The following is a 25,251-nucleotide window of genomic DNA, read 5'->3' as shown; positions in this document are numbered from 1 at the left end:
CCGTGCTCCCTTTTGTGGTGTTGTGGGTATACCGACAACCAGGTCCGCCGAGGGGCCGTTAAGAGAGTCCTCAAAACTGAATTGAAATCAAGCTACGTCCGCGAATTGGAATTGCATCGACTAGATAATGCGAACTAAACGTAATAATGGGTGGTCTAGATGTTTCGAGAAAATCCACGAGGATCGACTCGGCCATAGCCACCAAGGAACGCGCCGCAAAAAACATGTCTCAGATTGTGTAATCGCGGCCCCTATTCTTTGCATCCAGGGGAAATCCCTGCGTCCGGGAGGACCCGCAATCGTCGAGTTGAGGCTGAAGTTTCTGATGATGTCGAATGTTCGAGCGTGTCCACATACTGAAGGTATATAATCTTTTGCTCCCTCGACAAGATTGTGATGAATTAACCGTAATCAAGGACATCTTCTAGACAGTGCTAATGCTTAGATGTTTTTTATAAATTCTGCGGTTAGTTTTTTAACTACTGTTCTTCTTCCTATAAGCAAAGGGATCGACAAGTGTTTTGATGCCTAACGATTGAAGGGCTTCCATTTGCCGGATATCTAAAGGGTCGACAAGAATAATCCATGATAGCGCACTAAGCGAACATAGTGGGATAAGGGAGTTTTTTCCGATGACCTGACTTGGAACAGCTAGAATGGTTTGGCTGGCGTTTTGCATTAACAGAGACTTGAACTGCGCTTGATAGTCGTCAGATTCTGTGGGGCCGTCTTGAAGGGTGAAACCATCACATGTCAGGAACGCTTTCTCTATACGGAAAGATTTAATGGCTTGTAGCGTTAAGGTGCCTTCTAGACTCTGTGAAGTGCTTCGGTAAATGCCGCCTGTTACGACGAGACGACAGTTTGAAGCATTAATTAATTCGTTCGCCACATCCAGACTCGCTGTTAATACGGTCGCCTTTATACCGGTTTGTCGGATTTGACGGGCTAGTGCTCGAGAGAAGGAGGAAGAGTCAAGAGCAATAACGTCATGGTCATTGATTAAAGTAATGGCCGACGCGCTAAGTGACAAGTCGTTGCCCTTTAATTGATGATGGAGAGGGGAGGGATCAATTGCCATGGCCCCTCCTTTCGTTCGAATTACTAGATTTTGTTGTTCCAGGTAGCGCAATTCACGGCGAATGGTTTGAACACTTAGGCCTAGGGTGAGGCTTAGGTCATTGACGGTAACTTTGCTACGAGAGTTTATAAAAGCAAGCATGTCACGGTGGCGTTTAGATTCTTTTATAGCTAAATTTTCCGAGCGTTTCATACACATAGTCCTCCTCTCTGGTCACAACAGTAAATAAATAATTCAATAAAATGATTGTAACGCTCAAAAAGGGAAAATACTAATATCACTTATAAAATGGCATCGTTAAAAATCTTGAATACTAATCACAAGTAAAAGACAATTGCAATATCAACAATGATTGGAGGCGAGACCATGAATAGCAAGGCGAAAGCAAAAATAGCGGTTGCCATGGCTGCGGCGACAATGTCGATTGCTGGATGTGGGGTCACAACGGCGTCTTCGACAACCGCGGCCTCTTCGGCAACGCATAAACAATATTCTATTGCCTTCGTGCCGAAGTTGGTGGGGATACCATACTTTTCGGCGATGGATCAGGGGGGGCAGGCAGCGGCTAAAAGGTTTGGTGCTCGGTGGATATATGAAGGTCCTACGACTGCCTCGGTTTCGGGCCAAGCGGAGTATGTACGCAGTCTAATTCAACAACACGTTTCCGCGGTGGGGGTTTCTGCTAATAGTCCTACGGCATTGGACCCGTTAATTAAGCAAGCGGTAGATAACCATATTATGTTTTACGCTGCTGACTCAAATGTATCGAGTCCTTACAATCAGTTGTGGGTAGAACAAGCACGTAGTCAAGCTCTGGGCTATGACGTGGTGGATATAGCTGCCAAGGAAATGAATTACTCTGGACAGCTGGCGATTATATCTGCCGGCCCGACCGCAACGAACCTCAATACGTGGATCATGTATATGAAACAGCGTCTCAAGAAATACCCGAATATTCAGTTGCTTCCAATCCAATATGCTGGCGAAAGTATTACAGGAGCTGAACAAATTGCGACTCGCATGATAGCGGCATATCCTCACATTAAAGGCTTTATTGGCGTTGCCACGACTATCCCTCCGGGTGAAGCGCAAGCTGTCGAAAATGCGGGCATGCAAGGAAAGATTATCGTAACGGGTATTAGTGATCCGAATTCAGTTCGAGCGTACTTGAACAATGGTGTTATTAAAAAGGTTGTTCTATGGAATCCGATCAATTTGGGATATTTAACGGTTTGGGGTGTCTTGCAACATTTGGAGCACCATCCGTTTCATAAGTGGAATAACGTTCCTGGCTTGGGGAAAGTTGAATACTTCCCGTCACGTAAGATGTTGTTGCTTGGCCCGCCATTAATTATTGACAAGGCAAACGACAACTTGAATTTCTAACATGAGGAGGGAGCCGCAGAAATGCAGACGGTCAGTGTGCGCGGGCTTTCAAAAACCTATGGAGGCACTAAGGCGTTAAACAATGTGTCTTTGAAGTTTCCCGCGCACGCGGTAACCGCAATCGTGGGAGAGAATGGAGCAGGAAAATCTACTCTGATAAAGATTCTAATGGGGGTAGTGGCTCCGGATTCAGGCGATATTGCCATTGATGGCAAAAGCGTCCATATTGGCAGCCCGGCGCATGCGCGCAACTTAGGGTTTGCGGCAGTATATCAAGAGCCGATGGTTTTTCCGCAACTATCGGTACTAGAAAATATCTTCATGAGCCAATTGCCCGCGACACGGTGGGGCAACATTAGCCGAGCCCAGATGCTCGCCAAGGTTACTCCTGTTTTTGAGCAATTAAATATACCGGAGGCCTTGTTAAATGAGTCCATGATGCATCTTTCCCTTGGATTTCAGCAGCTTGTGTTGATTGCTCAAGCACTAGTCTTTAAATCGAGGCTCATTATTTTTGATGAACCCACAGCGATATTGTCGGGAAGCGAAACCGAGCGACTCTTTTCTATTATTAAGCAGCTTAAAAATGATGGGCAAATTATTTTGTACGTGTCCCATAGGCTGGATGAACTGTCAATTGTGGCAGATCGAGCTGTAGTGCTGACGGATGGTAACGTGGTTATGGAGCACGAGAATAAAGAATGGGATCCGCAGCAGTTAGTGTCAGAGATGTCAGGAAATCGTATTTATAAGCCCAGTCGACCGGCGACTGGCAAAGAGACGGTGAGTCGAGACGGGTCTACAGTTTTAGAGGTCAGAGGTCTTACCAGACCAAGCGATTACAAAGATGTCTCCTTTTACGTTCGACAAGGGGAAATTGTTGGATTTTACGGGCAGGTAGGGGCTGGTCGCTCTGAGGTGATGCAAACCATTTTTGGCGCTCGAACGGCTCGCAAAGGTCAAATCTTTCTTAAAGGACGCCCCTTAGCTATTAAGTCTCCGGCACAAGCAATTCGTGCCGGAATCGCTTATCTTCCAGAGGATCGTAAGGACCAAGGACTTTTTATGCCCAGACCAATTACGCAGAATATGATGGTTAGCGTTATTGAAAAATTTAAGCATGTGGGTGGCTTATTGAGAGTCGCTTCATTAAAGCATCACGCTGGCGAGCTGAGCGACGAACTCAAGATAAAGTTGTCAAGTGTGAATGGCCCGGTTTCCAGTTTGTCAGGGGGCGGTCAACAAAAAGTTTTGTTTGCTCGATGGCTCGCCCGGGATGACTTGAGCGTCATGATTTTAGATGAGCCTACGCGAGGCATTGATGTGGCAACAAAAAGCGAGATTCATGACCTAATACGTCAACTCGCCAACCAAGGGATGGCGGTGATTGTTGTATCATCAGATCTTCCTGAGATTATGGATCTCTGTTCTCGGATCTATGTAATGCGCCAAGGCACCATGATGGGGGAAATTGACGCAAAGACAAGTAGACATGAGGATATTTTGGCACTGTCGATTGGTCTATCGGATTCTCCCACACTTGAAGGAGGCGCTAAAGCATGACGGCTCAGATCCCTCCGTCGACATCTACTGAACAAGCTGCCCCGCCCATTTTACGTTCATCACGATATGAATATGCGTTGCTCGGGATGATTATTGTAGTAGTTGTTGCTACGACAATTGGTTCGGGTGGGAATTTTTGGAGTGCTGCCAATTTGAATAGCATTTTGGTGGATGCAGCGTTGACGGCAATTCCGGCTATTGGGATGACTTTTGTCATCATCACAGGGGGCATTGATGTTTCTGTCGGTGCGATCCTTGGACTATCGGCGGCTTTAACTGGGATTGCTTATAATCATGGACTATCGCCGTGGACGGCTGCGCTTGTTGGAATAATAGCTGGCACTGTGATGGGAATCATTAATGGGTTTTTTATTGCGTTTATCCAAATTCCTCCCATTATAACAACGTTAGGTTTTCTAAGTATTTGGAGTGCGGCGCTGTATCTTGTTTTGGGTGGGAATTGGATTACCAATATACCCGCATCCTATACCTCCGTGGCCGTAACAGATAAGGTTTTGGGAATTCCTTTGTCGATGTGGGTAGCATTGGCCTTAGTGATTGCCTTTAGTTGGATTCTTAGCCATAGACCGTGGGGGCGTTATTTATATGCAATTGGTAATAACGCCGAGGGTTCCCGGATATTTGGGCTTCCCGTCAATAAAACCATTGTTCTTTCGTACACGTTGCTAGGTATGTTTTCAGCTATCGCAGCCATTGTGCATTTAGGCTTAAGTCCTTTAGTGCAAGCGTCAACAGGATCGGGATTTGAATTAACGGTCATTGCTGCAGTCGTGGTCGGCGGTACAAGTATTGTGGGTGGCCGAGGCACGATTGTCGGAAGTTTATTGGGGGCGATTTTTGTAGAGATTATTAACGATGCTGTGGTTTTGTTTCATATTCAAGCTTTTTGGCAAGGCGTTGCCTTAGGGATCATGATCTTAATCTCGGTGATGGTTGGAAACCTTTATCGACGACGGCAAAAGGCTCGTTGACACCATGGAGGGTTTTATATGCGGATAATGACTAAGATGGGAGACCAATTCTGGCTTGCCATCATTATGATAGCAGTAATCGTCTTATCGGTCTTTATTGCGCCTTCTGCATTGAGCCTTCAGGGCATTAGTGCCATGAGTGTCTATGGCGTTGAAATTGGCCTCGTTGCCTTTGGAGAAATGATGGTGATCTTGTCGGGAAATGGGGGGATTGACCTTTCCGTCGGCGCGATGTTTGCCCTTTCTGAAGTGATTCTTGGAGTGCTGGTGTTGCATGGGTTAAATGTTTGGATAGCCGTGTTTGTGGTATTCTTCGGGGGTATTATCTTAGGTTTAATAAATGGAATTCTTGTTACGGTGATGAACATTCCCGCCATTATTGCCACGTTGGGGACGATGTATGCATACGGTGGCATAGCATTGGTATTGACCCACGGGATAGACATATCTCCTTTTCCTGCCTCCTTTGATATCATTGGCCAAGGGCTAATTGCAGGATGGCCACTACAACTTCTCTTAATTTATCTTCCTGTTGCTGTGATTTTGGCATTGTTACTATCACGATCGGCATTTGGTTGGAGATTGTATTTGGTTGGCACCAATGCAACGGCGGCTATGCTCAATGGAATTTCGATAATGAAAACGCGTCTAGTCACTTACGCGATTACGGGCCTATTGTGTTCTTTGGCCGCCGTTATTGACGCTTCGCGTCTAGTCACGGCCCGTCCAGATGCTGGCAGTACTATGAATTTGGCCGCGATTACCATTGCCGTGCTTGGGGGAACCAAATTGCAGGGAGGTGAAGGGCGTCTTAGTGGAACGATTCTTGCCACACTAGCTATCACGTGGCTAAGTTACAGTTTTGGACTGGCTAATATCAATTCGGTCTATGAGGGCGGAACAGTTGGTATTGTGTTGCTCTTAGCGATAGCCGCACAACAAGGACATCGCGTTGCTAGCGCTATTCAGCACTTGGTTCACAGAGGTCAGCAGCATGTTTAATCCCCGTGTCGAACGAGTCGACGGTCTTAGTGGCTACCATGCGATGATTGTTATCGGGGACCTCTATGTTCAAGAACGTTGGGAAATACGAAAGGTTTCACCAGGGGAAAAGGAAATTATTGGTCGTAGAGATTTCGACATGGTGAGCGGTGTGGGTGCGATCGTAGCCACGATGTATAGCCAACTTAGTCATCAATCGACGCGACTGATTACGGTTATGGGACGAGATGTTGGAGCTCAACGAATTCGTGAGTGGAATGCAACGCAAAGATTCGATTTAGTGCCAACTGTGGTGGTCGAAAGAACCGGTCGTCGTGTCAAGGTAATCAACCCTGACGGGACCGTGAAATGCCAAGTCACTGATTCAAGTAACAATTTGCTTCTATCTCAATCCATGGTGAGTGCGAACCTTGAAAATTGGGGTGAGGCTGTTTGTCTCAGTTTAAATATGGGTACTAACACATTGCAAACTGTTATAGAGAGCGCCGAAAAATTTTCTGCCCTTTATATATCAGGAAGTTTTATGCCCATTTCCAATTATCATTTACTTAAGAAAGCGAGTATTGTGTTTTTGACCGTGTCGCAAGTAGAGATTTTGTGGGGAAAAGAAGTGGTGTCACGCGATGATTTATCCGTTGCATTGACTCAGATTGCTAAGCTGGGTATGAAGACAATCTGCACCTTAGTATCGACAGCTGACGTTGCATTATATAGTGGGACCACAGTTTCGTGGTATGGAGATGGCAGTCTGTCGATGGAAAAAGATCTCGATGATTTTGTGTTTGGTTTGTATATAGGATGGTTAATTACTGCGGTCGAGTCAGGAATGACATTATCCAATGCCGTAGAAACATTGATACACGAGGGAGGATTCTATCAGGATAGACCTATTAATGGTTTAGAGTATTCTCGGATAATGGTGTTACCAGACTAGATAGTGGGGGGATTACGATGGCTCAGCATCCTATTTACATTGGGGTGGATATCGGAACACAAGGGTTACGATGTATTGGATGGCAAAACGGTAGTATTATCGCGAGAAACTCTATATCATTGACAACACTAAATCCCAGAAGTGGATGGGCTGTTCAAGATGCATCTGAAATTTGGGATGCGTTTGTGAAAGTCGTTAAACTAACCGTAGAACAGTGTCAGCCGTATGGTGAATTGAGAGGAATTGGTTTAGATGCGACATCTAGCATTATGATGGTCGGCAGAGATGGTACACCTAAAAGTGAAGTGATGTTGTGGATGGATGTGCGGGCTGGGAAATATGCTCAAACCATTGGCGGTCTCGTAGGCCGTTCGGAATCAGCTGAATTACCATGGTCAAAGGCCCTGTGGCTCTATGACACTTACCCTCATCTTTTCAATGAATCCAATTATCTTATCGAGGTGGCCGATTGGATTAACTGGAACTTAACGGGTGAATGGACACGTTCACGTGCTAGTGCCTTACTCAAGTGGCATGCGACAACAAAATCGGACCTTCCCGAGTGGGCTAATTTGTTCCCGGAAATTGTTAAGTGCCTACCGAAAACAACTGTCGGAGTCGCAGAACTCTTAGGTGTAGTTTCTTCACGTGCTGCACAGCAGATTGGGGTCAAAGAGTCCAATGTTATTGTTGCGGGACCCATTATTGATGCTTATGCGGGGGCCATTGGTTCGGGAGCGATTCAGCCTGGTTCGATGGCACTCATATTAGGGTCGTCTACCTGTGAGTTGTTTCATGACTATTCCTTTAAGCCTACAGCGGGGTTATGGGGACCGTTTGATGATGTGTATCATGTGGGATTAGATGTACTTGAAGCAGGGCAACCATCGACAGGGTCTGTCGTTCGATGGGTTGAACGGAATATGGGAGCGTCACGTTCTTTGGATGAGTTAGACAAACTGGCATGTGAAATTGAACCAGGATGCGGTGGACTTCGAGTTTTTCCAGCCTTCCAAGGAGTACGCAGTCCATGGCCCAATGATCGTGCTCGGGGGGCGATTCACGGATTGTCGCTTGGCCATAGTGTTGCCCACGTTATCCGCGCTGTCTATGAGGGAACCAGTTCAGACATACGGCGCATAATGGACACGTTAAAAATGAGGGCAACTCGTCGAATCGTGGCGTCGGGTGGGGGGACAAATAGTCGGCTATGGTTACAAATTATTGCCGACATTTGCGGCCTACCTCTCGAGATTGCGGATAATGACTCAGTTACACGGGGGGCTGCGATGTTAGCGGCTAAGGCAGATGGTTATATTTCGCAACTTAACGATTTAAGTGTCGCATGGCCTATTATCCAGCCGTCTGAACAAATGGGCGTATATCAAGAGGTTTACCAGAAATACTTAGAGGAGTTCCCCACATTTATGCCTGCGGACCGGGTTAATATATCGGGATAAACATTTTCTCTTACCGGAGGAATTCCATTTCTCGACCAAATAAAGGCGCTATGGTGAGCTTTTAGATTATGTCCTGCGAATACTGCAAGAACTTCGATTTTCTAGCGGCGTTAGCGTAAGCATCTTCTTACATGTGGTGATTAAAAGCAATGACTACTTTCGAAGGTATCACTGGATGAATCTTTACTATGATATCAAGGGGTAGAGTTTAAAGACTCGCGAGCATGAGGCAGCCTCCAGTGAAACTTCATGGACAATAGGCGCAGGCCGAAAATAGCGATAATCAAAGTATAGATGTGCCAATCTCTTTGGGTTTGGATCCATTGAAATCCAATGATGGCGCCCGCTAATAAAGCCCACATCGCGTAGATATCGGCACGCAAAACAAGCGGCTTGCGCTGTGCTAAAATGTCGCGAATGACCCCTCCGCCGGTGCCGGTCATGACGGCGGCAACCATCACTGTGCTCAAGGGGGCATGAATACGGGCGGCGTACAATGCGCCTTCCACGGCGAAGGTCGACAACCCAAGCGCGTCAAAGATGAGCATGGTTTTGAGCCCGTATTTTACCACAGCCGAGGGCGATAGAATGGCCAGTAATATGGCAATGAGCGCAGCGATGAAAGCGCCATTTTGGTGCCAAACCATGGCTATGGGAAGACCAACAATCAGATTTCTAATCATGCCTCCTGCGAAAGCAGTCATAAAGCCCAGCACCATGATGCCGAAAATGTCATAGTCTTCTTCAATGGCTACCAGTGCGCCGCTCATCGCAAATGCGGCACTGCCGATAATGCTTAAAATCGTTAATACCAAATGTAAACCCACCTTAAGTCGTTTGCTGTGCCATCTTCCCACCATACCAAATGCGCGGTTCCGCCTTCAGCAGCCTATTCAAAATATCCGCCGCCTTATAGTGAAGGTGTATCTCGTGCATCAGTATAGCGGTTTGTTTCGGCGACAGGAATCCCTTCTCCTGGATATCCAAGTGCCGCATGGCGTGACGTCTGCCAACAGTCAAAAACGTTTTTGAAGCCGAGTGGGAGATGAGGAAATTTCTTATCGAGAGAGAAAAAATCTCTTGCAAAAATGCCGTATATAAGCCAATAATGGGTTGTTATTTAATAGTCGCATGCGACTGAATTAACAGATAACGAGGTCATCATGCGATTTCCCGAAAACGTTTTTGGAGTAATTTCTTCGCCAAGACATTCGGGTGGAGAAATATCTAAATATAGTGTCAATTAACGATGTGGGTTTGCTGCATGCAGGGTGACAGTGGAACCCAAGGGTCATCCCGAGGAGGAAAAATATGAAGCGCATCGGTAAAACAACATTAGCTGCAGGCTCCGCTGTGTTGATGATGGGAGCGCTCGCTGGGTGTGGATCCAGCTCGAACGCCAGCACAACGTCCGCGGCTTCTAGCACGGCGCAGCCTTTAATCATGGCTCCCGCTCCCTATGGGTCATATACTGACAATTTTAACCCGTTCTCGACATCCAATAACCCCGGGACGGATGGATTTATTTATGAACCGTTATTTTACTTTAGCACCGTTAGCAGTAATCAATACGGGCTGTTGGGGCAGTCGTATCAATGGAGCGACGGCGGCAAGACGCTTACCGTCGACTTGCGCACCAATGTCAAGTGGACCAATGGGACGCCTTTTACCTCAAAAGATGTCGTGTTCACGTTCAATTTGCTGAAGCAAAACCCGGCGTTAGACACGTCCGGTGTGTGGACGAAACTCCAGTCGGTCACTGCGCCCAATGCGCATACCGTCGTTTTTCAGTTCAACCAAACTGATGTGCCTTTCGGTGTCTATGTGTTAGAAACGTATATTGTGCCCGAAAGCATTTGGTCGAAAATTTCTGATCCAGCCAAATACATGAATAGCCAGCCGGTAGGTACAGGGCCTTATCTCTTAAGTTCTTTCAATGCCGAAGACTACAAATTCACGGCGAATCCCCATTACTATTTAGGCAAGCCCAAAGTGCCGGTGATTGAGGTGCCCGCGTATGATAGCAACAACTCGCTTAATGAGGCACTGGCTGCGGGACAAGTAGGATGGAGTGGACAGTTTATCCCGGATATCAAGGGCGTATATACCTCCAAGAGCCCTAATAACCATTACTGGTTTGCCCCTTATGAAGTGGTAGGCCTGTTTCCCAATTTGAAAAACCCCTTGTTAAGCCAATTGGCGGTTCGCCAAGCAATTAATCTCGCCATCAATCGACCGGAATTGGGCCAAAAAGGCGAATATGGCTACGAGAAAGCCGCCAGCCCCACGGCATTGGTGCTACCGTTTCAAAAAAGCTATTTAAACCCGAGTCTGCCTGTATCGGAAACGTACAACCCCACAAAAGCGGAACAGATCTTAGAGAAAGCCGGATTTAAGAAAAATGCGTCGGGAGTGTTTGTATCACCATCGGGCCAGCCGCTCTCCTTGACCATTCAGGTGCCAGCAGGATGGTCTGACTGGGATGCAGACTGTGCCATCATGGCCCAAGAATTAAGTGCCATTGGCATTCAAACTACGGTCACGCAAGATGCCTACGGAGAGTACGTGGCTAATTTGCAAGGCGGCAAATATGATTTGGCCATGTCTTGGACCAATCCCGGGCCAACACCGTACTACGCGTTGTATAACTCTTTAGGTTCGACCGGTGACTGGAATATTGAAGGCTGGAACAATGCCGCCACGAACAACGCCTTAAACGCTTATGCCTCAAGTACGAATCCGGCGGTGCAGAAACAAGCGATTGAGACGTTAGAAGGGATTATGGTCAATGACCTGCCATTTATTCCGGTACTGGACGGTGCGCTATGGGATGAATACAGCACAGCCAATTACACGGGGTGGCCTACGCAATCTGATCCTTATGTGACGAATGCGCCGTATAGCTGGCCCGCGCCGGAAATTGTCGTAGAGCACCTAACGCCCAAATCCTAACGAAAAGATGTCTGTCGCGGGGTCCAAGGCGTGACGCCTTGGACCGCCTTGGACACAGCGGGGATGTGGTGAGGAAAGGCGGGACAGAGAATGCGGTACGTGACTCAAAAGGTCCTCTTTTTTGTCGTGTGTTTATGGGCTGCCATGACCCTGAATTTCATTCTGCCGCGAATGATTCCAGGCAATCCAGCATTAGCCATGTTTGCGAAGTTTCAGGGCCAGTTAAATCCTCAGGCGTTGCATGCTTTGGAGCTGCAATTTGGGTTTTCGCATCAGCCCATTTTGTTGCAATATGTCAATTATCTTAAGAGCTTTTTGACCTTGCATTGGGGATTGTCGTATACGTACTATCCCACGCCGGTTGCCACCGTGATTGCACACAGTTTGCCTTGGACCATTGGTTTGGTGGGAACTGCCACGTTTATTGCGGTGGTCGTGGGAACGGTTTTAGGTATTTATATTTCGTGGCGGCGCGGAGGGCTATTAGACAATACGTTGCCAGTAGCGACAATGTTTTTGCAAGCGATGCCTTACTTCTGGACAGGAACCATCCTGTTATTTGTCTTTGCCTTTGAACTCCATTGGTTTCCTTTAGGCCATGCGTACTCTAACACGGTTACGCCGGGATTTAATGGCCCATTTATTGCGAGTGTACTGCGCCATGGGCTGTTGCCAGGGCTGACTGTCTTCTTGGGATCGTTAAGCGGGTGGGTGATTGGCATGCGCAATAACATGGTCAATACCTTAGGAGAGGATTACGTGATTTTTGCTGAAGCAAAAGGTGTCTCCACTTGGCGCGTCATGTCAAGCTATGCGGCGCGCAACGCCATATTGCCGCAAGTAACCAGTTTTGCCTTGGCTATGGGATTGATTGTCAGCGGCTCGATATTAACAGAGGTCGTTTTCTCCTATCCGGGCATTGGGTTTCAACTTACCAACGCCGTTTTGTCACAAGACTTGCCGTTGATTCAGGCGTCGTTCCTCATCATTGCCGTCTCCGTGCTGGTGGTTAATCTGATTGTCGATTTGCTGTATGCCCGGCTTGATCCACGAGTGCGCCAAGGAGGGGAGACACACTAAATGGCTCAAAATTCAGCAGTGCAGCGGCCCGGTGTGCCGCCCAGCCATTCACCTGCGACCCGCCCGCGGAAGGTCGGGGCGATGCGCCGCGTGGTGCAAATCATGTTTTCTAATCGCAAATCGGCGGTAGGGTTTTGCCTGTTCCTGTTCTTTGTGGCACTCGCCGTGTTGGCTCCGTGGATTGCTCCGTATAGTCCCACGTCGACCCAATTTGCGCCCTCGCTGCATCCGAGTGCCCAGCACTGGTTTGGCACTACCGCGCAGGGCCAGGATATTTTTTCTCAGTTTTTGTACGGAGCTCGCTCGACGCTCGTGGTAGGAATCGGGGCTGGCATGCTGGCCACCGCTTTAAGCTTGTTAATTGGGGTGACGGCTGGTTACCGCGGCGGGATGACGGATACGATTCTCAACTTTCTGAGCAATATTTTTCTGGTGCTGCCAGGGTTAGCGTTATTGATCTTAATCGAGTCCTATGTGCACAACAGCACGCCCGTGTTCAATGGATTGATTATTGGCTTGACGGGATGGGCCTGGGGTGCTCGCGTCTTCCGGTCCCAAACCATGTCATTGGCGCACCGGGATTTTGTGACCGCGGCCAAATTGACGGGGGCGTCAGATCTGCGCGTGATGGTGATGGAAATCATGCCTAATATGACGTCGATTATTGCGTCGAACATCATGTATGCGTGCTTGGCGGCGATTTTAGCCGAATCCGGGCTGGCCTTCTTAGGACTAGAAAACGTGTCATCAATTTCCTGGGGGACAATGCTGTATTGGTCTTCCCAAGGTGATGCCATTCTGACAGGCGGTTGGTGGTGGTTCATTCCGCCGGGCTTGGGAATCGCCTTGGTGGGACTCAGTTTGGTGTTGATGAATTACGCGATTGACCAACTGACTAATCCGCGCTTACGGGAACTGCCCAAGGCCAAAAAGAAGGTGATATGGTGAGCGAGCAACCCGTTTTGGTTCTGCGCGATGTGTCGATTGCCTATGATTCGCCAGCAGGTCCGGTGCAAGCGGTTTCACATGTGAACCTAGAACTGATGCCCAATACGATCGTGGGATTAATCGGAGAATCGGGCAGCGGCAAATCCACTTTGGCCACCGGAATTATGCGCCTTTTGCGAGGAGGTGCCCACCTTACCCACGGAGAAATTCTGATCAAAGGGCAAAACGTCTATGACATGGACGCCAAAACCTTGCGGAAGTTTCGCTGGGAGGCCATGTCGATGGTATTTCAAAGCGCCATGACAGTGTTGAACCCGGTCATGACCGTGGAGCAGCAAATGGTAGACGTATTCTTGGCGCATCGGCCCGGGATGTCGAAAGCGGAGGCCTTGCAAAAATCCTACGCATTGCTGGATCTGGTGCGTATTGCCCGGAAACACGGGAAAAGCTACCCGCATGAACTGTCTGGGGGTATGAAACAACGCATTGTCATTGCCATTGCCTTGGCATTGGATCCGGCATTGGTGATTATGGACGAACCGACCACCGCCTTAGATGTAGTCGTTCAGCGATCGATTTTGGAACAAATTCAAGATTTGCAGCAAGAACGGCATTTTGCGGTCCTCTTTATCAGCCATGACTTCAGCCTGGTCGCCGAATTGGCATCACGCGTCGCCATTATGTATGCCGGGCGATTTGTCGAGGTCACGGAAAGTGGCGGTTTAACCGTCTCGGATCAAGACCATCACCCTTATACCCAAGGACTGATGCGGGCTATTCCGCGCCTTACGCATGAAGATGTCGTGATCGAAGGTATCCCGGGTCATCCGCCGGATTTGGTCACGCTGCCCACGGGGTGTGCGTACCATCCCCGGTGTCCCTATGCCGTGCCGCTGTGTACGGTAGAACGCCCAGAACCGCGCGATTGGCAAGGACGTTTGATTGCATGCCACCGTTTTGATCCCCAGAAGGCAGGTGAGTTCTCTCATGTCTCTTGAGCCATTAGCGGCTGCTCCCTTAGTGACGGTCGATCATTTGGTTGTGCGCTTTCCTCTGCGAGGGGGACGCCAATTTATCCGTCCCGTGGACGATGTCTCCTTTACCATAGGGTCAGGCGAAGTTCTGGCGTTAGTGGGGGAATCCGGGAGTGGCAAGACTACAATTGGGCGGGCGCTTTTACGGATTTTAGAACCTTCTTTCGGCCGTATTAGCGTAGCTGGCACCGATGTTAGTCATATCAAAGGCCGGGAGCTCACTGCGTATCGGCGTCAAGCGCAGATGATTTTCCAAGACCCGTTTGCCTCGCTTAATCCTGTCAAAACCGTGGAGAATCACTTAGTCTTTCCGATTCGCAAACACCAAGGGGGCAATAAAGAGAGCGTCGACCAGCTGATTGATGACCTCTTGGAGCGCGTGGGCCTTACCCCGGTGAATGAGACGCGAAAGAAATTTCCGCATGAACTTTCGGGCGGTCAGCGCCAACGTCTGGCCATAGCCCGAGCCTTAGCGGTTCAGCCGCAGTTCTTAGTGGCGGATGAGCCGATTTCAATGCTGGATGTCTCCATTCGCGCGGGCATCTTGCAATTGCTGGGCCAGCTCAAGCGTGATTTTCACCTCTCATTTTTATATGTGACCCACGACTTGGCCTCAGCACGCTATTTTGGGGACCGCATTATGGTCTTGTATGCGGGAAAGATTATGGAATCCGCTCCGTCTCGGGACCTGATTCGCAATCCTTTGCATCCCTATACCAAACTGTTGTTGGCCGCGACACCGGGCAGTTCCACACGCCACCGGTTGCCGGAAAAGGACAATCAACCACCAGACCTGAGTGAAGCGCGGGTAGGGTGTCCGTTTGCCCCCCGATGTTTGTCAGCGACGACCGAATGCACAAACAGCATGCCGCCTATGACGGTTGTGGCTCCGGAGCGTTCGGTGGCATGCTATCATCCCGACGCTCTTATCAGTGTAAAGCCGCTTCCGTAAAACCCGAGATAGGAAATTCTCTAATGAGGTGACATTGTGACCGACAAATACGATTTGACTTTCCCTGCAGACTTTATTTTTGGGGTGGCAACCTCCTCGTATCAAATTGAAGGAGCTGTGGCCGAAGATGGGCGGACGCCATCGCACTGGGATACCTTTTCCCATACGCCAGGTAAGGTGTTGGGACAGGAAACCGGAGATATCGCCTGTGATCATTATCATCGCTATCGCCAAGACGTTGACCTGATCGCCGACTTAGGGGTGTCCTCTTACCGGTTTTCATTGGCATGGCCGCGCATTGTGACCGAAGACAATCGCTTGAATACCCGCGGTATAGATTTTTACCACCGACTGCTTGATGCCTTGGCGGAAAGAAATGTGACACCAGCCGCCACCATTTACCATTGGGACTTGCCGCAATGGCTTGCAGACCGTGGAGGATGGGCCAATCGCGATACCGTGCGCTATTTTACCGATTATGCGCAAATGGTCTTTCAGGCGTTTGGAGACCGCATTCCCCAGTGGATTACGCATAACGAACCGTGGTGTGCGTCGTTTCTTAGCTACGGACTGGGGGAGCATGCGCCTGGGCACCGTGACTGGCGTGAAGCCGTGTTGGCAAGCCACCATATTCTCCTCTCTCACGGAGAAACGGTTAAGCTGTACCGTGCTATGGGACTTAAAGGACAAATTGGCATTACCCTCAATCTCAACGTGACAGATCCAAAGACTGACACCGATGCGGACCGGGCGGCAGCCCGCCGGGGCGATGGCTTTTCCAACCGCTGGTTTTTAGACCCCTTATTTCGTGGGGCCTATCCGGAGGATATGCTGGATATCTTCAGGCCCTATGTGCAAAATTTTCGGTTTATCCGCCCAGGGGATTTAGAAACCATTTCTACACCCATGAACTTTCTGGGGGTGAATTACTACACACGCTCCGTGGTCTTTGACGAGCCGGGGACGTCCTTGTTGCAGCTAGGCCATGTGGTACCGCCTAAGGACCGGGTCACGGAAATGGGATGGGAAGTGCATCCAGACTCCTTGTACCGACTGCTCAAACGCTTAGCGGGTGAATATACAGCCTTACCTTTATATATTACCGAAAATGGCGCAGCGTATCCGGATGCGGTAGATGCTGATGGCCAGGTGCATGATCCTCTGCGCACCGCGTACGTACAAAGCCATTTACAAGCGGCACAGCGTTTTGTAGAGGAAGGTGGGGCATTGAAAGGCTATTATTTGTGGTCCTTAATGGATAACTTTGAATGGGCCTACGGGTACTCCAAACGCTTTGGGATCGTCTATGTCGACTTTGCTTCGCAAGAGCGCATCTTAAAGGACAGCGCCAAGTGGTACAAAGAGCTGATTGCCCGACATCGCCGGGGCCACGGGCAGGGGTAAAGGGGGGAGGAGACAGTATGGACGGATTTTCATTAGGTGCGAATTATTGGAGCCGGCAAGGTGGGCCGTTGATGTGGACGCAGTTTAATCCACAAGTGGTAAGGGAAGAGCTCAAGGCGGCAAAAAGTATGGGCCTGACCACCTTGCGATGGTTTCTCTACTGGCCAGATTTTGAACCGAGCCCGGGCGTGGATAACGAGGCGTGTTGGGCCCATGTTGATGAATTTCTATCGTTGGTGCAAGAGGCGGGTCTTAAGACCTTTCCCACATTGCTGGTTGGCCATATGTCAGGTCAAAATTGGGATCCGCTGTGGCGCGAAGGCCGGGATTTGTGGACAGACCCTTGGATGTTAGACCACGAAGAAAGCTTTATCCGCCGTGCTGTGACAAGGCTAAGTTCCTATGATAGCGTAGCTGGCTGGGTGTTGACGAACGAGTGGCCGCTTTACGCGGGGAAGACGACGCCCGAGGTCTTTGACGGTTGGATTCGGCGCATGGTCCAAGCGGTGCGCGATCATGACATGCAAAACCGCCCGATTACCATGGGGGATGGTTTATGGAATGCCATGGGCGTTGATAACGGGATTGCTGTGGAGTTATTGTCCCGGGCCGTGGATATTGTGGGGCCGCATGTGTATCCTGAAAACGAGGACGCGTTAGCCGTGGCCATGGCCTCTTATGTCCATTGTGCGCTTGCGCAGGGAGAAAACCCGGTGTTGCTCGAAGAGTTTGGCACCACAGACGCATTTGGCTCGGCAGATGGGCAAGCAGCTTTTTATCGTTCCCAGTTAACCGGCGCTTTGATGGCGGGCGCGGTTGGAGCATGGGCATGGTGCTTGACGGACTTTGATTTACCCCAACAATTGCCGTATGCCCACCATCCCTTTGAGTTAACGTTTGGGCTTATGACCACCACAGGCCAGCGTAAGGCCACAGGAGATGTAATGCACCAGTTTGCAGAAGTCAGTCAAGGCTTTGGCGCCGTACAGCATGACGCCACCGGGATTTTAGTGCCTGCCTTGCAAACCGCGATGGTACCTTTTGCGCGCGGCCCAGAAGGCGTATTGCAAACCCGCGTTGCGCAGGCCATGCTCATGACCTTAGCGCAGCTGGGATTCAATCCCCGCGTATTGCGCGAACCTATGCCCTCTCAAACGGCGATAATAGAGACTATCCCCACCTTACCCGAACTAGACGACTGCAGCGTCATCTTTTTAGTAGCTCCGCGCATTGGCGAGCCTCTTCGCCAGCGCTTATGGGACTGGGTCGAGCGTGGAGGACACCTTTATGTGGCGTACTCCCACACCTTTTGGTTTCCGCAAATGAAAGAACAGTTGGGCGTACGTTATGAAGGACGGTACAACGTCATCGAGACACTGTCTGGACCAAAACGCCTAACATGCCATTTCGGCGATACGATTGATTTTACGCTGCCCCCGGGAATGTCGGTTCCTTTTGTGACGCTAGGTGCACAAGGGGCAGAAGTATGGGCTCACCTAGAAGACGAGCGCCCCGTGCTCTTTCGCTATCAAGTAGGCCGTGGGTCCATCGTAACAAACGCCGTGGGTTGGGAGGCATCTCCCGTTCGTCTGGAAAGCTTATTGGCGTTATACCAGAGCCTTTTGGCGGCACTGAACATTTATCCCGACATTCAAATTGTGGGTACGAGCACTCAGTTAGCACGGTCTACAACCGGACGGATCATCGCGATGAATCACGGGGAGCGGCCATCTGGTCTGCGAAGCCGCGCCGGATCGCTACGGGACCAAGACGGGACGCCGTGTCCGCAAGGCGTGACCTTAGCCCCGCATACGTGGTGGAGTGGATATTTGTCCTAAAGGACAGCGCTCGACGTATTTTGCCAGATTCGGTATATTTTGAGAAATGGCTTGACGGGTATAGGCTGGTGAAGAGAAATTGGGCGGACAGGAAAGAGGGAGCGACGAACCATGGCCACGATCAAAGATATTGCCAAGCGCGCGGGGGTTTCTGTATCGTGTGTCTCCCGCGCCATAAACGGCTATCCCGATATCAGCGCGGAAACCCGTCAAAAGGTACTCAAGATCGTGGAGGAATTACATTACTATCCTAAAGCGTCGGCCCGCCATTTGGTAACCAATCAGACGCACATGATTGGCCTTATTTTTGAAACCCATGATCAATCTGGGCTGATGCATCCCTATATTGCCAAGGTGTTAACGGCATTTTCGCAGGCGATTGGATCACAAGGCTATGACTTGCTCATGTTTAGCAACAGCCGTAAACCTTTCGACCATTGGGGCTTTGTCGAACGGGTTAAACACCGTGCGGTGGATGGGCTTTTTCTGATTGGGAAGCCGCCGGATCTCGATGCCCTCATGGAAACCGCCGTCCCCATGGTCGGGCTGGACTTCACTCTGACCGGGCCATCGGCGGCCAGTGTCATGTCGGATAACCGGCAGGGTGTGCAGCAGTTAGTTCATCTTCTCTATCAGCAAGGATATCGCCGCTTTGGCTTTGCCCATGGCCCGCTTACCATGCTGCCGGCGATGGAGCGTCTGCAAGGTTTTTATAGTGGACTGCGGGACGTGGGATTGGTACCCCGGCCCGACTGGATATGGAATGACAATTTCACATACGCCGGCGGGCGAGCGGCTGCTGAGACGATTCTGCGCATGACAGAGCGGCCAGAAGTGGTGTTATTTTCGGCCGATTTAGCCGCGATTGGAGCCATGCAAACGTTTCAAGAGCACGGCTTGCGCATCCCTGAAGACATTAGTGTTACGGGATTCGACGATGTGGATGCGGCCACCATTGTGTACCCGGCACTCACCACGGTTAAACAGCCAATGGTAGAACTAGGACAGGCTGCCGCCCAATTGCTGTTAGAGATGCTGCGTAACGGCCAACACTCTCTTCCGCAGCATTTAACCATTCCGACCGAGATTGTATGGCGCAATAGTACAATGACTCAGTCGCTTCTTGCTCCTGATATGCCCAAGGAAGCGTGACAAGGGCAGTGGCCTTAAGGGTTGGAGAGAAGAGTCACATCGTCATCATATTCTACCCACCGCGCTGATTGCAGTTGGTTAAGAGTTTCTTGGGGAATACCAAAGTGCGTAGAGAGCTCTTGTAGGCTAACTGGCTCGGGCATGTGGCGGCGGTGTAACAGGCCATAGCGCGTGCGGTTGTAATGTCCCCACAAGCCCATGACTATACCTGCCACGATGGCAACAACGCATGTGACGACGAGAACATGCCACGTTAAAGCGGGCTCGGCAGTCACCCAAAGATACCGTTTGACATAGGTAATGCCGAGACCCCACAAAAGTAATGAGAGTAAAAATTGCGTGGCCAGGGACAACATCAAAATCCATCCGCTTACGGTTGTGAGGTATTCCAAAAGGCGCTTGCCTCGTGATTGGCGACCGTTGATAATCATCGGGACATTCCTTCTGTTATTCCGCGGTCGGGACTGGTCCACACCGCATATTTGGGGGACGATTAATGGTGGACTAGGGATCGCAGCAAAGCAAAAACGATAACGACCGCATTGATAAACCAATATAGGCTCGGATACCATACGCTCCACCAGTAGTATTTAATCACACCGTGCTCATAATGATGGTCTATCGTTAGGGCAACAGCGGCTTGAATTAAGGATAATACGGCCAAGTACGTTCCCATCCAAAAAATGGGTACATAGAAACCATGGGTAACGATCATCCTTCCCATTAAAATAAGGGTAAACACGACCCACACGACCGCCCAAACGATGCTTGTGTATTGCTCAATAATGACTGGCCATAACCGCCGTTGTTTCCAGATGAACAAGGCATGCCAATGTCGAGACAGCACTTCTAAGCCTCCTTGCGCCCACCTGACGCGTTGTTTCCACAAACCCCGCAAGGTCTCCGGGACCAGCATCCAACAAATCGCACGTGGTTCGTACCGGATATCCCAGAAACGTTGTTCCAATTTCCAGGTGACAGCAATGTCTTCGGTGATGATGTCCGAATCCCAAAGGCCGCAGTCGAGGAGTGCACGCTTACGAAATGCCACAATGACACCGGAAACGGTCATGACTTTTCCTAAAATACGCTGGGAACGTTTAATGAGGCCGATAATACTGGCGTATTCCACTAATTGGATCTTGGACAACAACGAATTGCGGTTACGCACCCGTGGATTGCCCGTGACAGCGCCGACGCGTTCGCCTGACTGGGAGGGATCAAAGTGCGCAACAAGAAAGGTTAGCGCATCAGGATCCAATATTGCATCCGAATCGACCGTAACAAGAATTTCTCCTTGTGCTGCCAGTAGTCCTACGGTTAAGGCGTGTGCCTTACCACGGTTAGCCGGGGTACGAATAACGCGCAAGTTGCTGACATGGTCGATGAGGCGACGCAATAACTGAGGAGTGTTGTCTTGACTACCATCGTCAATAACCACAATCTCGTAGTTGGGATAGTGTAAGTTCTGCATTTTTTCAACGGTCTCTACAATAGTGTCTTGTTCATTGAAGGTCGGTATCAGAAGGGAAACCCGAGGGGTATGGGCAATAGAAGGCAATGACGAGGATCGTTCTCGCCTCCAATAAAATATCAGTGAACCGACTATCCAAATGACACTCATGACCAAAGGATAATAAAAAATGGGTATGCGGATTTTGTGATGGATCACCTACTTTCCATCTTGAGCAAAACTCGGACGGCGCGTGTTGATCGGAGCCATTTCTTCAAGAAGGGTAACTGGTCAAAAATCGGTTGATCAGGGCCACTACCAATCATGGGTTTTCCCATCCATGGATCGCTATTATAACCGGATCGGATCCGTAATTAATTACCGACGCAGCATAGCCGATCCCAAGCTTCTGAGCCAAAGGACCATAGCGGACATTTGTGAGGCGGGTCCTGGGGATTGTAACATGCTCGCATCATCTTCAGACATCGCTACCCACTAAAGATAACTGCTCGTCCCATGTTTTCATGGCTGGGGAATGGTATTTAAAGGATATCAATGCCGCACTCAAGAATGTGGTCGCAACACCTAAAAAGACCCACTGAAGCCCAACTCGTTGTGCTAACCACCCTGCGAGCAATGTCGTACCTGCCGAGATTCCACTCGTGATGGCCAACCTATAGGACGTAATTTTCCCGACCAATTGGTCCGGTGGTACGCTCATCCATACTAACCGTAGTGGCAGTTGGAAGACTTCGATGGCTATCCCCTCAATTATTAGCACGGGAAAGAGAAAATAATTACTAGCTGTTAGTGTGTAAATTGCAGTAGTTGCTGTAAGAATCAAATAGAGCCATTTAATCCGCCGCAATTGCGGCGCTCTGCCCCACCGATGCAAAACCATGGTGTTGCCGCCTAAACCGCCGACACTTTGCGCCAAATAGGTTCCCCCAATAATCAAGCTATTGGCATGGTAGCGCACTACCAACAGAGGCGTCCATAGCGCGTTAACTATGCCGAACCCTACGGCAGAAAGGATTGCAATGACCAAGGACAGCCGCAAAACGGGGTTACGCGACAACCACTCCCGGGCACTGTGTCGGTCCCTATCGTTCGGTGTCTTAAATCCTATGTCGGCACCGTCGGAAGAGCGTAGAGGGAACCGCCTAAGCAGGTATACTGCCAGAGCCGCAGCGGCAAAGGAAAGAAACGCCTCAAGTCTGAAAGTGTTATGAGGACCTATACTGTAAAATAGAATACCGCCGAGAGTTGGCCCCACGAAAAGCTTCGCGTTCGATACCATACCGAGCACTCCGTCAGCACGAGCAAACTGCTCCGGATCCAATGTACGCCGCGTTAGTACAGGCCACACCGCTCCGATGATTGAATACCCAAAACCACTCAACATCATCCCGATGACTAGTGCCGGCCATAGCCAAGCATTGTAGGCATCGATGAATGAAGGAATGAGGCTTCCTACAGCAAACATCATATACGCTACAAAGACAAGAGCGAAAGGCCTTGAGCGATCTATGAACCGAGCAATGACATGACCCCACACCATCGGCGAAGAACTGATAACTAGTAACGCAAATGAAACAAACAAGGGCGACCGCGTGAGGTGAAATAACCACAACGAGTAGACCACCATATCCATCCCGGTACCAAGAGCAATCAAGGCCTCGGCTCCAACGAAGGAAAGGAAGGGAGTGCTGAGACCCAACAGGTTGCCTTTTCTCATAGGCCGACACTTGTATACCAATCGTCATCGGCGTATCCTGCTTCGGGCAGCCAATGATACTCTAAGGAAAAAGGGGTGAACCTAAACAATTTCTTTGCAAACTTCGTAAACAGCGAACGGCCATGTTCCTGTACGATTTGTTCCAATGACATTCGTCCTCGTGATCTCCTTATCTCCTCAATAAGCCTTATTTCTTCCTGTTTTTTGATGCTCATTATGTGGAGACTCACCGGCTTATCATCGAAATAAGAAGGTGAGATAAATGCAAGATATTGGAGGTCGCCACCTTCCACCTTAGTTGATTGCCCAATGAACGATAGAACCGTTGACTTCATCACAGTAACCGGACCGAATAACGGGTTAAAACGGGGAAAAATGTGCTGAGGACTCTCATCAAGATAGAACGTCAAATGGTCGAGGTAAATTTGGAACGCCTTTTCCCATGTGGCGTCCTTGAATGACGGAACGTTCGATTGGTGGACCATTTGCAGCTCTTGTATTGCCTCAAGCAATGCCATTTCGCACACAAACTGCGAAGCCGAAAACCACATTTGTATAAATGATAGACAGTGCTGAATCATCGAAACACCGGAAAACTCCACATTACTATGCACCAGGTCGTTCACTAAAGCTACGGCAAAATCGTCATAGGCGGCGGTGTCGCCGAGTAATGCCTCCATTGTCCTAGGAAAGTACATATTGAGTGGTGTAACGATCCATGTAGGCGGGACACGGCGTACGATATCCTCAAGTGACTGGGACCATGCTTTTTCGCTACCAAAGTCTCGAAATATTCGTTTGATTCCAGTGACCCATTGTTGGACGTTGCGGGTCGCAGGTATACCAAAGTACTCCGTGTCTCGGACGTTCCGTCGAATTAACGCGCTAGCCAACCTTCCGGTCGCATAAAACGAGGATTCCACGAGCGTACGACCAACCCAGGCTTCTTCCTGGGTATTAGTGAGGTTGAGAGTTGTCCCAGGGTCTATGCATGCAATCGAACAGCCGCTGGGTATAGTGGATACGAAAGATCGCAACTCCAATAATGAGTTGTCGAACGGAAACATCGGAAAGTCCGTTGAAACATATCGGACGGGTGCCGTGTTCAAACCTGTGGGAATGAAAAAGCGCGGACGTAAAAGGTCCAAAACCTGCGCCGCCACGCTTGGGGACATTTGATTGCGAACATTTAAAAAGTTAAAGCTGCAACCAACAGGTAGTGCTGCAACATCTACCGCTGAGAAATTTTCATTTATCTGGCGCAATATATTCTTGTCCTCTAGGGTGTCTACTGCATCATAAAAAACGTTACCGTGATCTTCGCAGAATACCGCGACAGAAATTTGAGGCGTGCCTTCTACGGACGCCTTTGCCGGAATACCTATCACATGCAACGTGCCGATAGCCACTGGCTCCCAAGTCTTGAGTCGGTAGATATGTTGAAACCCCATCACAACAAGTTCCTCAGCTATGGGGAGAGGGGTTTCCCAATCCACATCGGGCACGAATATCGGAACGCTACGGTCGACACTAAGGAGCGATGGTATGTGATAGTGGTCACTGTGGGCATGGCTAAGGACTATTGCGTCGGCATTGACAAAATAGCCCGCAGGGTCCGGATACGTGGTTTCGCGGGTCAACCAAAACTCAAACTCGAAGTCTATAGCCGGATCAATCAATATGTTGTGAGCTCCTTCGCTTATATTAAAGAAGGAGTGAAAGAGTCGGGTCAATTTCATTGGCGAGCCTCCATCCAAAACTTTAAGGTATGGCTTTTACTGCTGATCCTCAATGTGATAAAATCTGTAGGCTTGATCAATCGGGCTAACTGTGATACGCATTGAACCGCTACTTCCCCTAGGCACTGGATCCGAACTGTAATCCCGGGTTTTGAAACCAGATATCGACATGTTCCCTCAAAGTCAGCATATTGCTTTACCTCCGCAGTAAATAGAGGAGATAAAACGATATATCGCGCGAAGGCAACTTCTATGGGCAGGCCCGATCCATCAAATTCACCAGTTGCCAATACGCGTAGAAAGTCCAAGACGGCCTTAGAGATTCCAGGAATTCGGGCTACGGTGTTAGGGAGAGTTTGCTTTATCCGAGGAATATCCCGGCACACTGTACGACGTTTTCCCTCTGCCATGATTGCCTGCACCACATTTGGAGGATGGAACCCGCAAACACACGCCTGATTTCCGCTTTCATGGTACGACAACAGATTATCCACACAGGCCATTCGGTCTTTTTGTTGCAACAGTGAATGACTAGCCATAGGT

The 25,251-nt window shown here is 49.5% G+C and carries 21 protein-coding genes; 14 read left to right on the top strand and 7 right to left on the bottom strand.

Going from position 1 to position 25,251, the window contains the following annotated elements; all coding sequences use genetic code 11:
* Positions 1–475 precede the first annotated feature (475 nt).
* Positions 476–1,273: a DeoR/GlpR family DNA-binding transcription regulator gene (locus CO251_RS05840; protein WP_158246204.1), complete on the bottom strand. Its 798-nt coding sequence runs from the start codon at positions 1,271–1,273 to the stop codon at positions 476–478.
* A 174-nt stretch (positions 1,274–1,447) separates the two neighbouring features.
* Here CO251_RS05840 and CO251_RS05835 point away from each other — a divergent pair, with 174 nt between their 5' ends.
* Genes CO251_RS05835 through CO251_RS05810 form a run of 6 tightly spaced genes read left to right on the top strand, consistent with a single transcriptional unit; the run spans position 1,448 to position 8,418 of the window.
* Positions 1,448–2,467, top strand: a complete 1,020-nt coding sequence (locus tag CO251_RS05835) for an autoinducer 2 ABC transporter substrate-binding protein (protein ID WP_242968351.1) — start codon at positions 1,448–1,450, stop codon at positions 2,465–2,467.
* Between the two features lie 21 nt (positions 2,468–2,488).
* A complete protein-coding gene (locus tag CO251_RS05830; protein WP_103374866.1) occupies positions 2,489–4,030 on the top strand; it encodes a sugar ABC transporter ATP-binding protein in 1,542 nt (513 codons plus the stop codon).
* A complete protein-coding gene (locus CO251_RS05825; protein WP_103374865.1) occupies positions 4,027–5,022 on the top strand; it encodes an ABC transporter permease in 996 nt (331 codons plus the stop codon). Before CO251_RS05830 ends, CO251_RS05825 begins: the two co-directional genes overlap by 4 nt.
* Before the next feature lie 18 nt (positions 5,023–5,040).
* Positions 5,041–6,024: an ABC transporter permease gene (locus CO251_RS05820; RefSeq protein ID WP_103374864.1), complete on the top strand. Its 984-nt coding sequence runs from the start codon at positions 5,041–5,043 to the stop codon at positions 6,022–6,024.
* Positions 6,017–6,958, top strand: a complete 942-nt coding sequence (locus CO251_RS05815; RefSeq protein WP_103374863.1) for a hypothetical protein — start codon at positions 6,017–6,019, stop codon at positions 6,956–6,958. Before CO251_RS05820 ends, CO251_RS05815 begins: the two co-directional genes overlap by 8 nt.
* 17 nt (positions 6,959–6,975) lie before the next feature.
* Positions 6,976–8,418 carry an FGGY-family carbohydrate kinase gene (locus CO251_RS05810; protein WP_103374862.1) on the top strand — a complete coding sequence of 481 codons (1,443 nt, stop codon included), beginning with the start codon at positions 6,976–6,978 and terminating at the stop codon, positions 8,416–8,418.
* A gap of 194 nt (positions 8,419–8,612) precedes the next feature.
* Here CO251_RS05810 and CO251_RS05805 read toward each other — a convergent pair whose 3' ends face one another.
* The gene (locus tag CO251_RS05805) at positions 8,613–9,233 is read right to left on the bottom strand and encodes a trimeric intracellular cation channel family protein (RefSeq protein WP_103374861.1); all 621 of its coding nucleotides are present in this window, start codon (positions 9,231–9,233) and stop codon (positions 8,613–8,615) included.
* Between the two features lie 496 nt (positions 9,234–9,729).
* Between CO251_RS05805 and CO251_RS05800 the strand changes: the two genes are divergently transcribed.
* The 8 genes from CO251_RS05800 (at position 9,730) to CO251_RS05765 (ending at position 19,778) form a co-directional block, all read left to right on the top strand.
* On the top strand, positions 9,730–11,370 hold the full coding sequence (locus CO251_RS05800) for an ABC transporter substrate-binding protein (protein WP_103374860.1): 1,641 nt from the start codon (positions 9,730–9,732) through the stop codon (positions 11,368–11,370).
* A 90-nt stretch (positions 11,371–11,460) separates the two neighbouring features.
* A complete protein-coding gene (locus tag CO251_RS05795) occupies positions 11,461–12,450 on the top strand; it encodes an ABC transporter permease (RefSeq protein WP_103374859.1) in 990 nt (329 codons plus the stop codon).
* Entirely contained in the window at positions 12,451–13,398 is a 948-nt protein-coding gene (locus tag CO251_RS05790; RefSeq protein ID WP_207654626.1) for an ABC transporter permease, read from the top strand.
* Positions 13,392–14,396, top strand: a complete 1,005-nt coding sequence (locus CO251_RS05785; RefSeq protein ID WP_103374858.1) for an ABC transporter ATP-binding protein — start codon at positions 13,392–13,394, stop codon at positions 14,394–14,396. The genes CO251_RS05790 and CO251_RS05785 overlap by 7 nt, the downstream gene beginning before the upstream one ends.
* Complete coding sequence (locus CO251_RS05780; RefSeq protein WP_103374857.1) at positions 14,386–15,384, top strand: ABC transporter ATP-binding protein; 999 nt, start codon at positions 14,386–14,388, stop codon at positions 15,382–15,384. Before CO251_RS05785 ends, CO251_RS05780 begins: the two co-directional genes overlap by 11 nt.
* A gap of 36 nt (positions 15,385–15,420) precedes the next feature.
* Positions 15,421–16,788, top strand: coding sequence for a GH1 family beta-glucosidase (locus CO251_RS05775; protein ID WP_242968349.1), 1,368 nt, complete (start codon positions 15,421–15,423; stop codon positions 16,786–16,788).
* 17 nt (positions 16,789–16,805) lie between these two features.
* The gene (locus CO251_RS05770) at positions 16,806–18,626 is read left to right on the top strand and encodes a cellulase family glycosylhydrolase (RefSeq protein ID WP_158246203.1); all 1,821 of its coding nucleotides are present in this window, start codon (positions 16,806–16,808) and stop codon (positions 18,624–18,626) included.
* Positions 18,627–18,737: 111 nt separating this feature from the next.
* Positions 18,738–19,778: a LacI family DNA-binding transcriptional regulator gene (locus CO251_RS05765; RefSeq protein WP_103374855.1), complete on the top strand. Its 1,041-nt coding sequence runs from the start codon at positions 18,738–18,740 to the stop codon at positions 19,776–19,778.
* Positions 19,779–19,792: 14 nt separating this feature from the next.
* Here the strand turns inward: CO251_RS05765 and pgaD are convergent, their stop codons facing one another.
* The 5 genes from pgaD to CO251_RS05740 form a co-directional block, all read right to left on the bottom strand.
* Positions 19,793–20,209: a poly-beta-1,6-N-acetyl-D-glucosamine biosynthesis protein PgaD gene (gene pgaD / locus CO251_RS05760; RefSeq protein WP_103374854.1), complete on the bottom strand. Its 417-nt coding sequence runs from the start codon at positions 20,207–20,209 to the stop codon at positions 19,793–19,795.
* A 62-nt stretch (positions 20,210–20,271) separates the two neighbouring features.
* Complete coding sequence (gene pgaC / locus CO251_RS05755) at positions 20,272–21,450, bottom strand: poly-beta-1,6-N-acetyl-D-glucosamine synthase (RefSeq protein WP_255398095.1); 1,179 nt, start codon at positions 21,448–21,450, stop codon at positions 20,272–20,274.
* A 259-nt stretch (positions 21,451–21,709) separates the two neighbouring features.
* Positions 21,710–22,906, bottom strand: coding sequence for an MFS transporter (locus tag CO251_RS05750; protein ID WP_158246202.1), 1,197 nt, complete (start codon positions 22,904–22,906; stop codon positions 21,710–21,712).
* 59 nt (positions 22,907–22,965) lie between these two features.
* On the bottom strand, positions 22,966–24,708 hold the full coding sequence (locus CO251_RS05745; protein ID WP_103374852.1) for an MBL fold metallo-hydrolase: 1,743 nt from the start codon (positions 24,706–24,708) through the stop codon (positions 22,966–22,968).
* Positions 24,705–25,247, bottom strand: a complete 543-nt coding sequence (locus CO251_RS05740; protein WP_103374851.1) for a hypothetical protein — start codon at positions 25,245–25,247, stop codon at positions 24,705–24,707. The genes CO251_RS05745 and CO251_RS05740 overlap by 4 nt, the downstream gene beginning before the upstream one ends.
* Between the last annotated feature and the right edge of the window lie 4 nt (positions 25,248–25,251).

Source organism: Sulfobacillus sp. hq2, from assembly GCF_002903155.1.
Taxonomy (GTDB): domain Bacteria; phylum Bacillota; class Sulfobacillia; order Sulfobacillales; family Sulfobacillaceae; genus Sulfobacillus; species Sulfobacillus thermotolerans.
This window is presented reverse-complemented; position numbering and strand designations above follow the sequence as displayed.

Coding starts and splice junctions, on each gene's coding strand:
- CO251_RS05840 (WP_158246204.1), bottom strand. CDS start 1,273: ATGAAACGCTCGGAAAATTTAGCTATAAAAGAATCTAAACGCCACCGT.
- CO251_RS05835 (WP_242968351.1), top strand. CDS start 1,448: ATGAATAGCAAGGCGAAAGCAAAAATAGCGGTTGCCATGGCTGCGGCG.
- CO251_RS05830 (WP_103374866.1), top strand. CDS start 2,489: ATGCAGACGGTCAGTGTGCGCGGGCTTTCAAAAACCTATGGAGGCACT.
- CO251_RS05825 (WP_103374865.1), top strand. CDS start 4,027: ATGACGGCTCAGATCCCTCCGTCGACATCTACTGAACAAGCTGCCCCG.
- CO251_RS05820 (WP_103374864.1), top strand. CDS start 5,041: ATGCGGATAATGACTAAGATGGGAGACCAATTCTGGCTTGCCATCATT.
- CO251_RS05815 (WP_103374863.1), top strand. CDS start 6,017: ATGTTTAATCCCCGTGTCGAACGAGTCGACGGTCTTAGTGGCTACCAT.
- CO251_RS05810 (WP_103374862.1), top strand. CDS start 6,976: ATGGCTCAGCATCCTATTTACATTGGGGTGGATATCGGAACACAAGGG.
- CO251_RS05800 (WP_103374860.1), top strand. CDS start 9,730: ATGAAGCGCATCGGTAAAACAACATTAGCTGCAGGCTCCGCTGTGTTG.
- CO251_RS05795 (WP_103374859.1), top strand. CDS start 11,461: ATGCGGTACGTGACTCAAAAGGTCCTCTTTTTTGTCGTGTGTTTATGG.
- CO251_RS05790 (WP_207654626.1), top strand. CDS start 12,451: ATGGCTCAAAATTCAGCAGTGCAGCGGCCCGGTGTGCCGCCCAGCCAT.
- CO251_RS05785 (WP_103374858.1), top strand. CDS start 13,392: ATGGTGAGCGAGCAACCCGTTTTGGTTCTGCGCGATGTGTCGATTGCC.
- CO251_RS05780 (WP_103374857.1), top strand. CDS start 14,386: ATGTCTCTTGAGCCATTAGCGGCTGCTCCCTTAGTGACGGTCGATCAT.
- CO251_RS05770 (WP_158246203.1), top strand. CDS start 16,806: ATGGACGGATTTTCATTAGGTGCGAATTATTGGAGCCGGCAAGGTGGG.
- CO251_RS05765 (WP_103374855.1), top strand. CDS start 18,738: ATGGCCACGATCAAAGATATTGCCAAGCGCGCGGGGGTTTCTGTATCG.
- pgaD (WP_103374854.1), bottom strand. CDS start 20,209: ATGATTATCAACGGTCGCCAATCACGAGGCAAGCGCCTTTTGGAATAC.
- CO251_RS05745 (WP_103374852.1), bottom strand. CDS start 24,708: ATGAAATTGACCCGACTCTTTCACTCCTTCTTTAATATAAGCGAAGGA.
- CO251_RS05740 (WP_103374851.1), bottom strand. CDS start 25,247: ATGGCTAGTCATTCACTGTTGCAACAAAAAGACCGAATGGCCTGTGTG.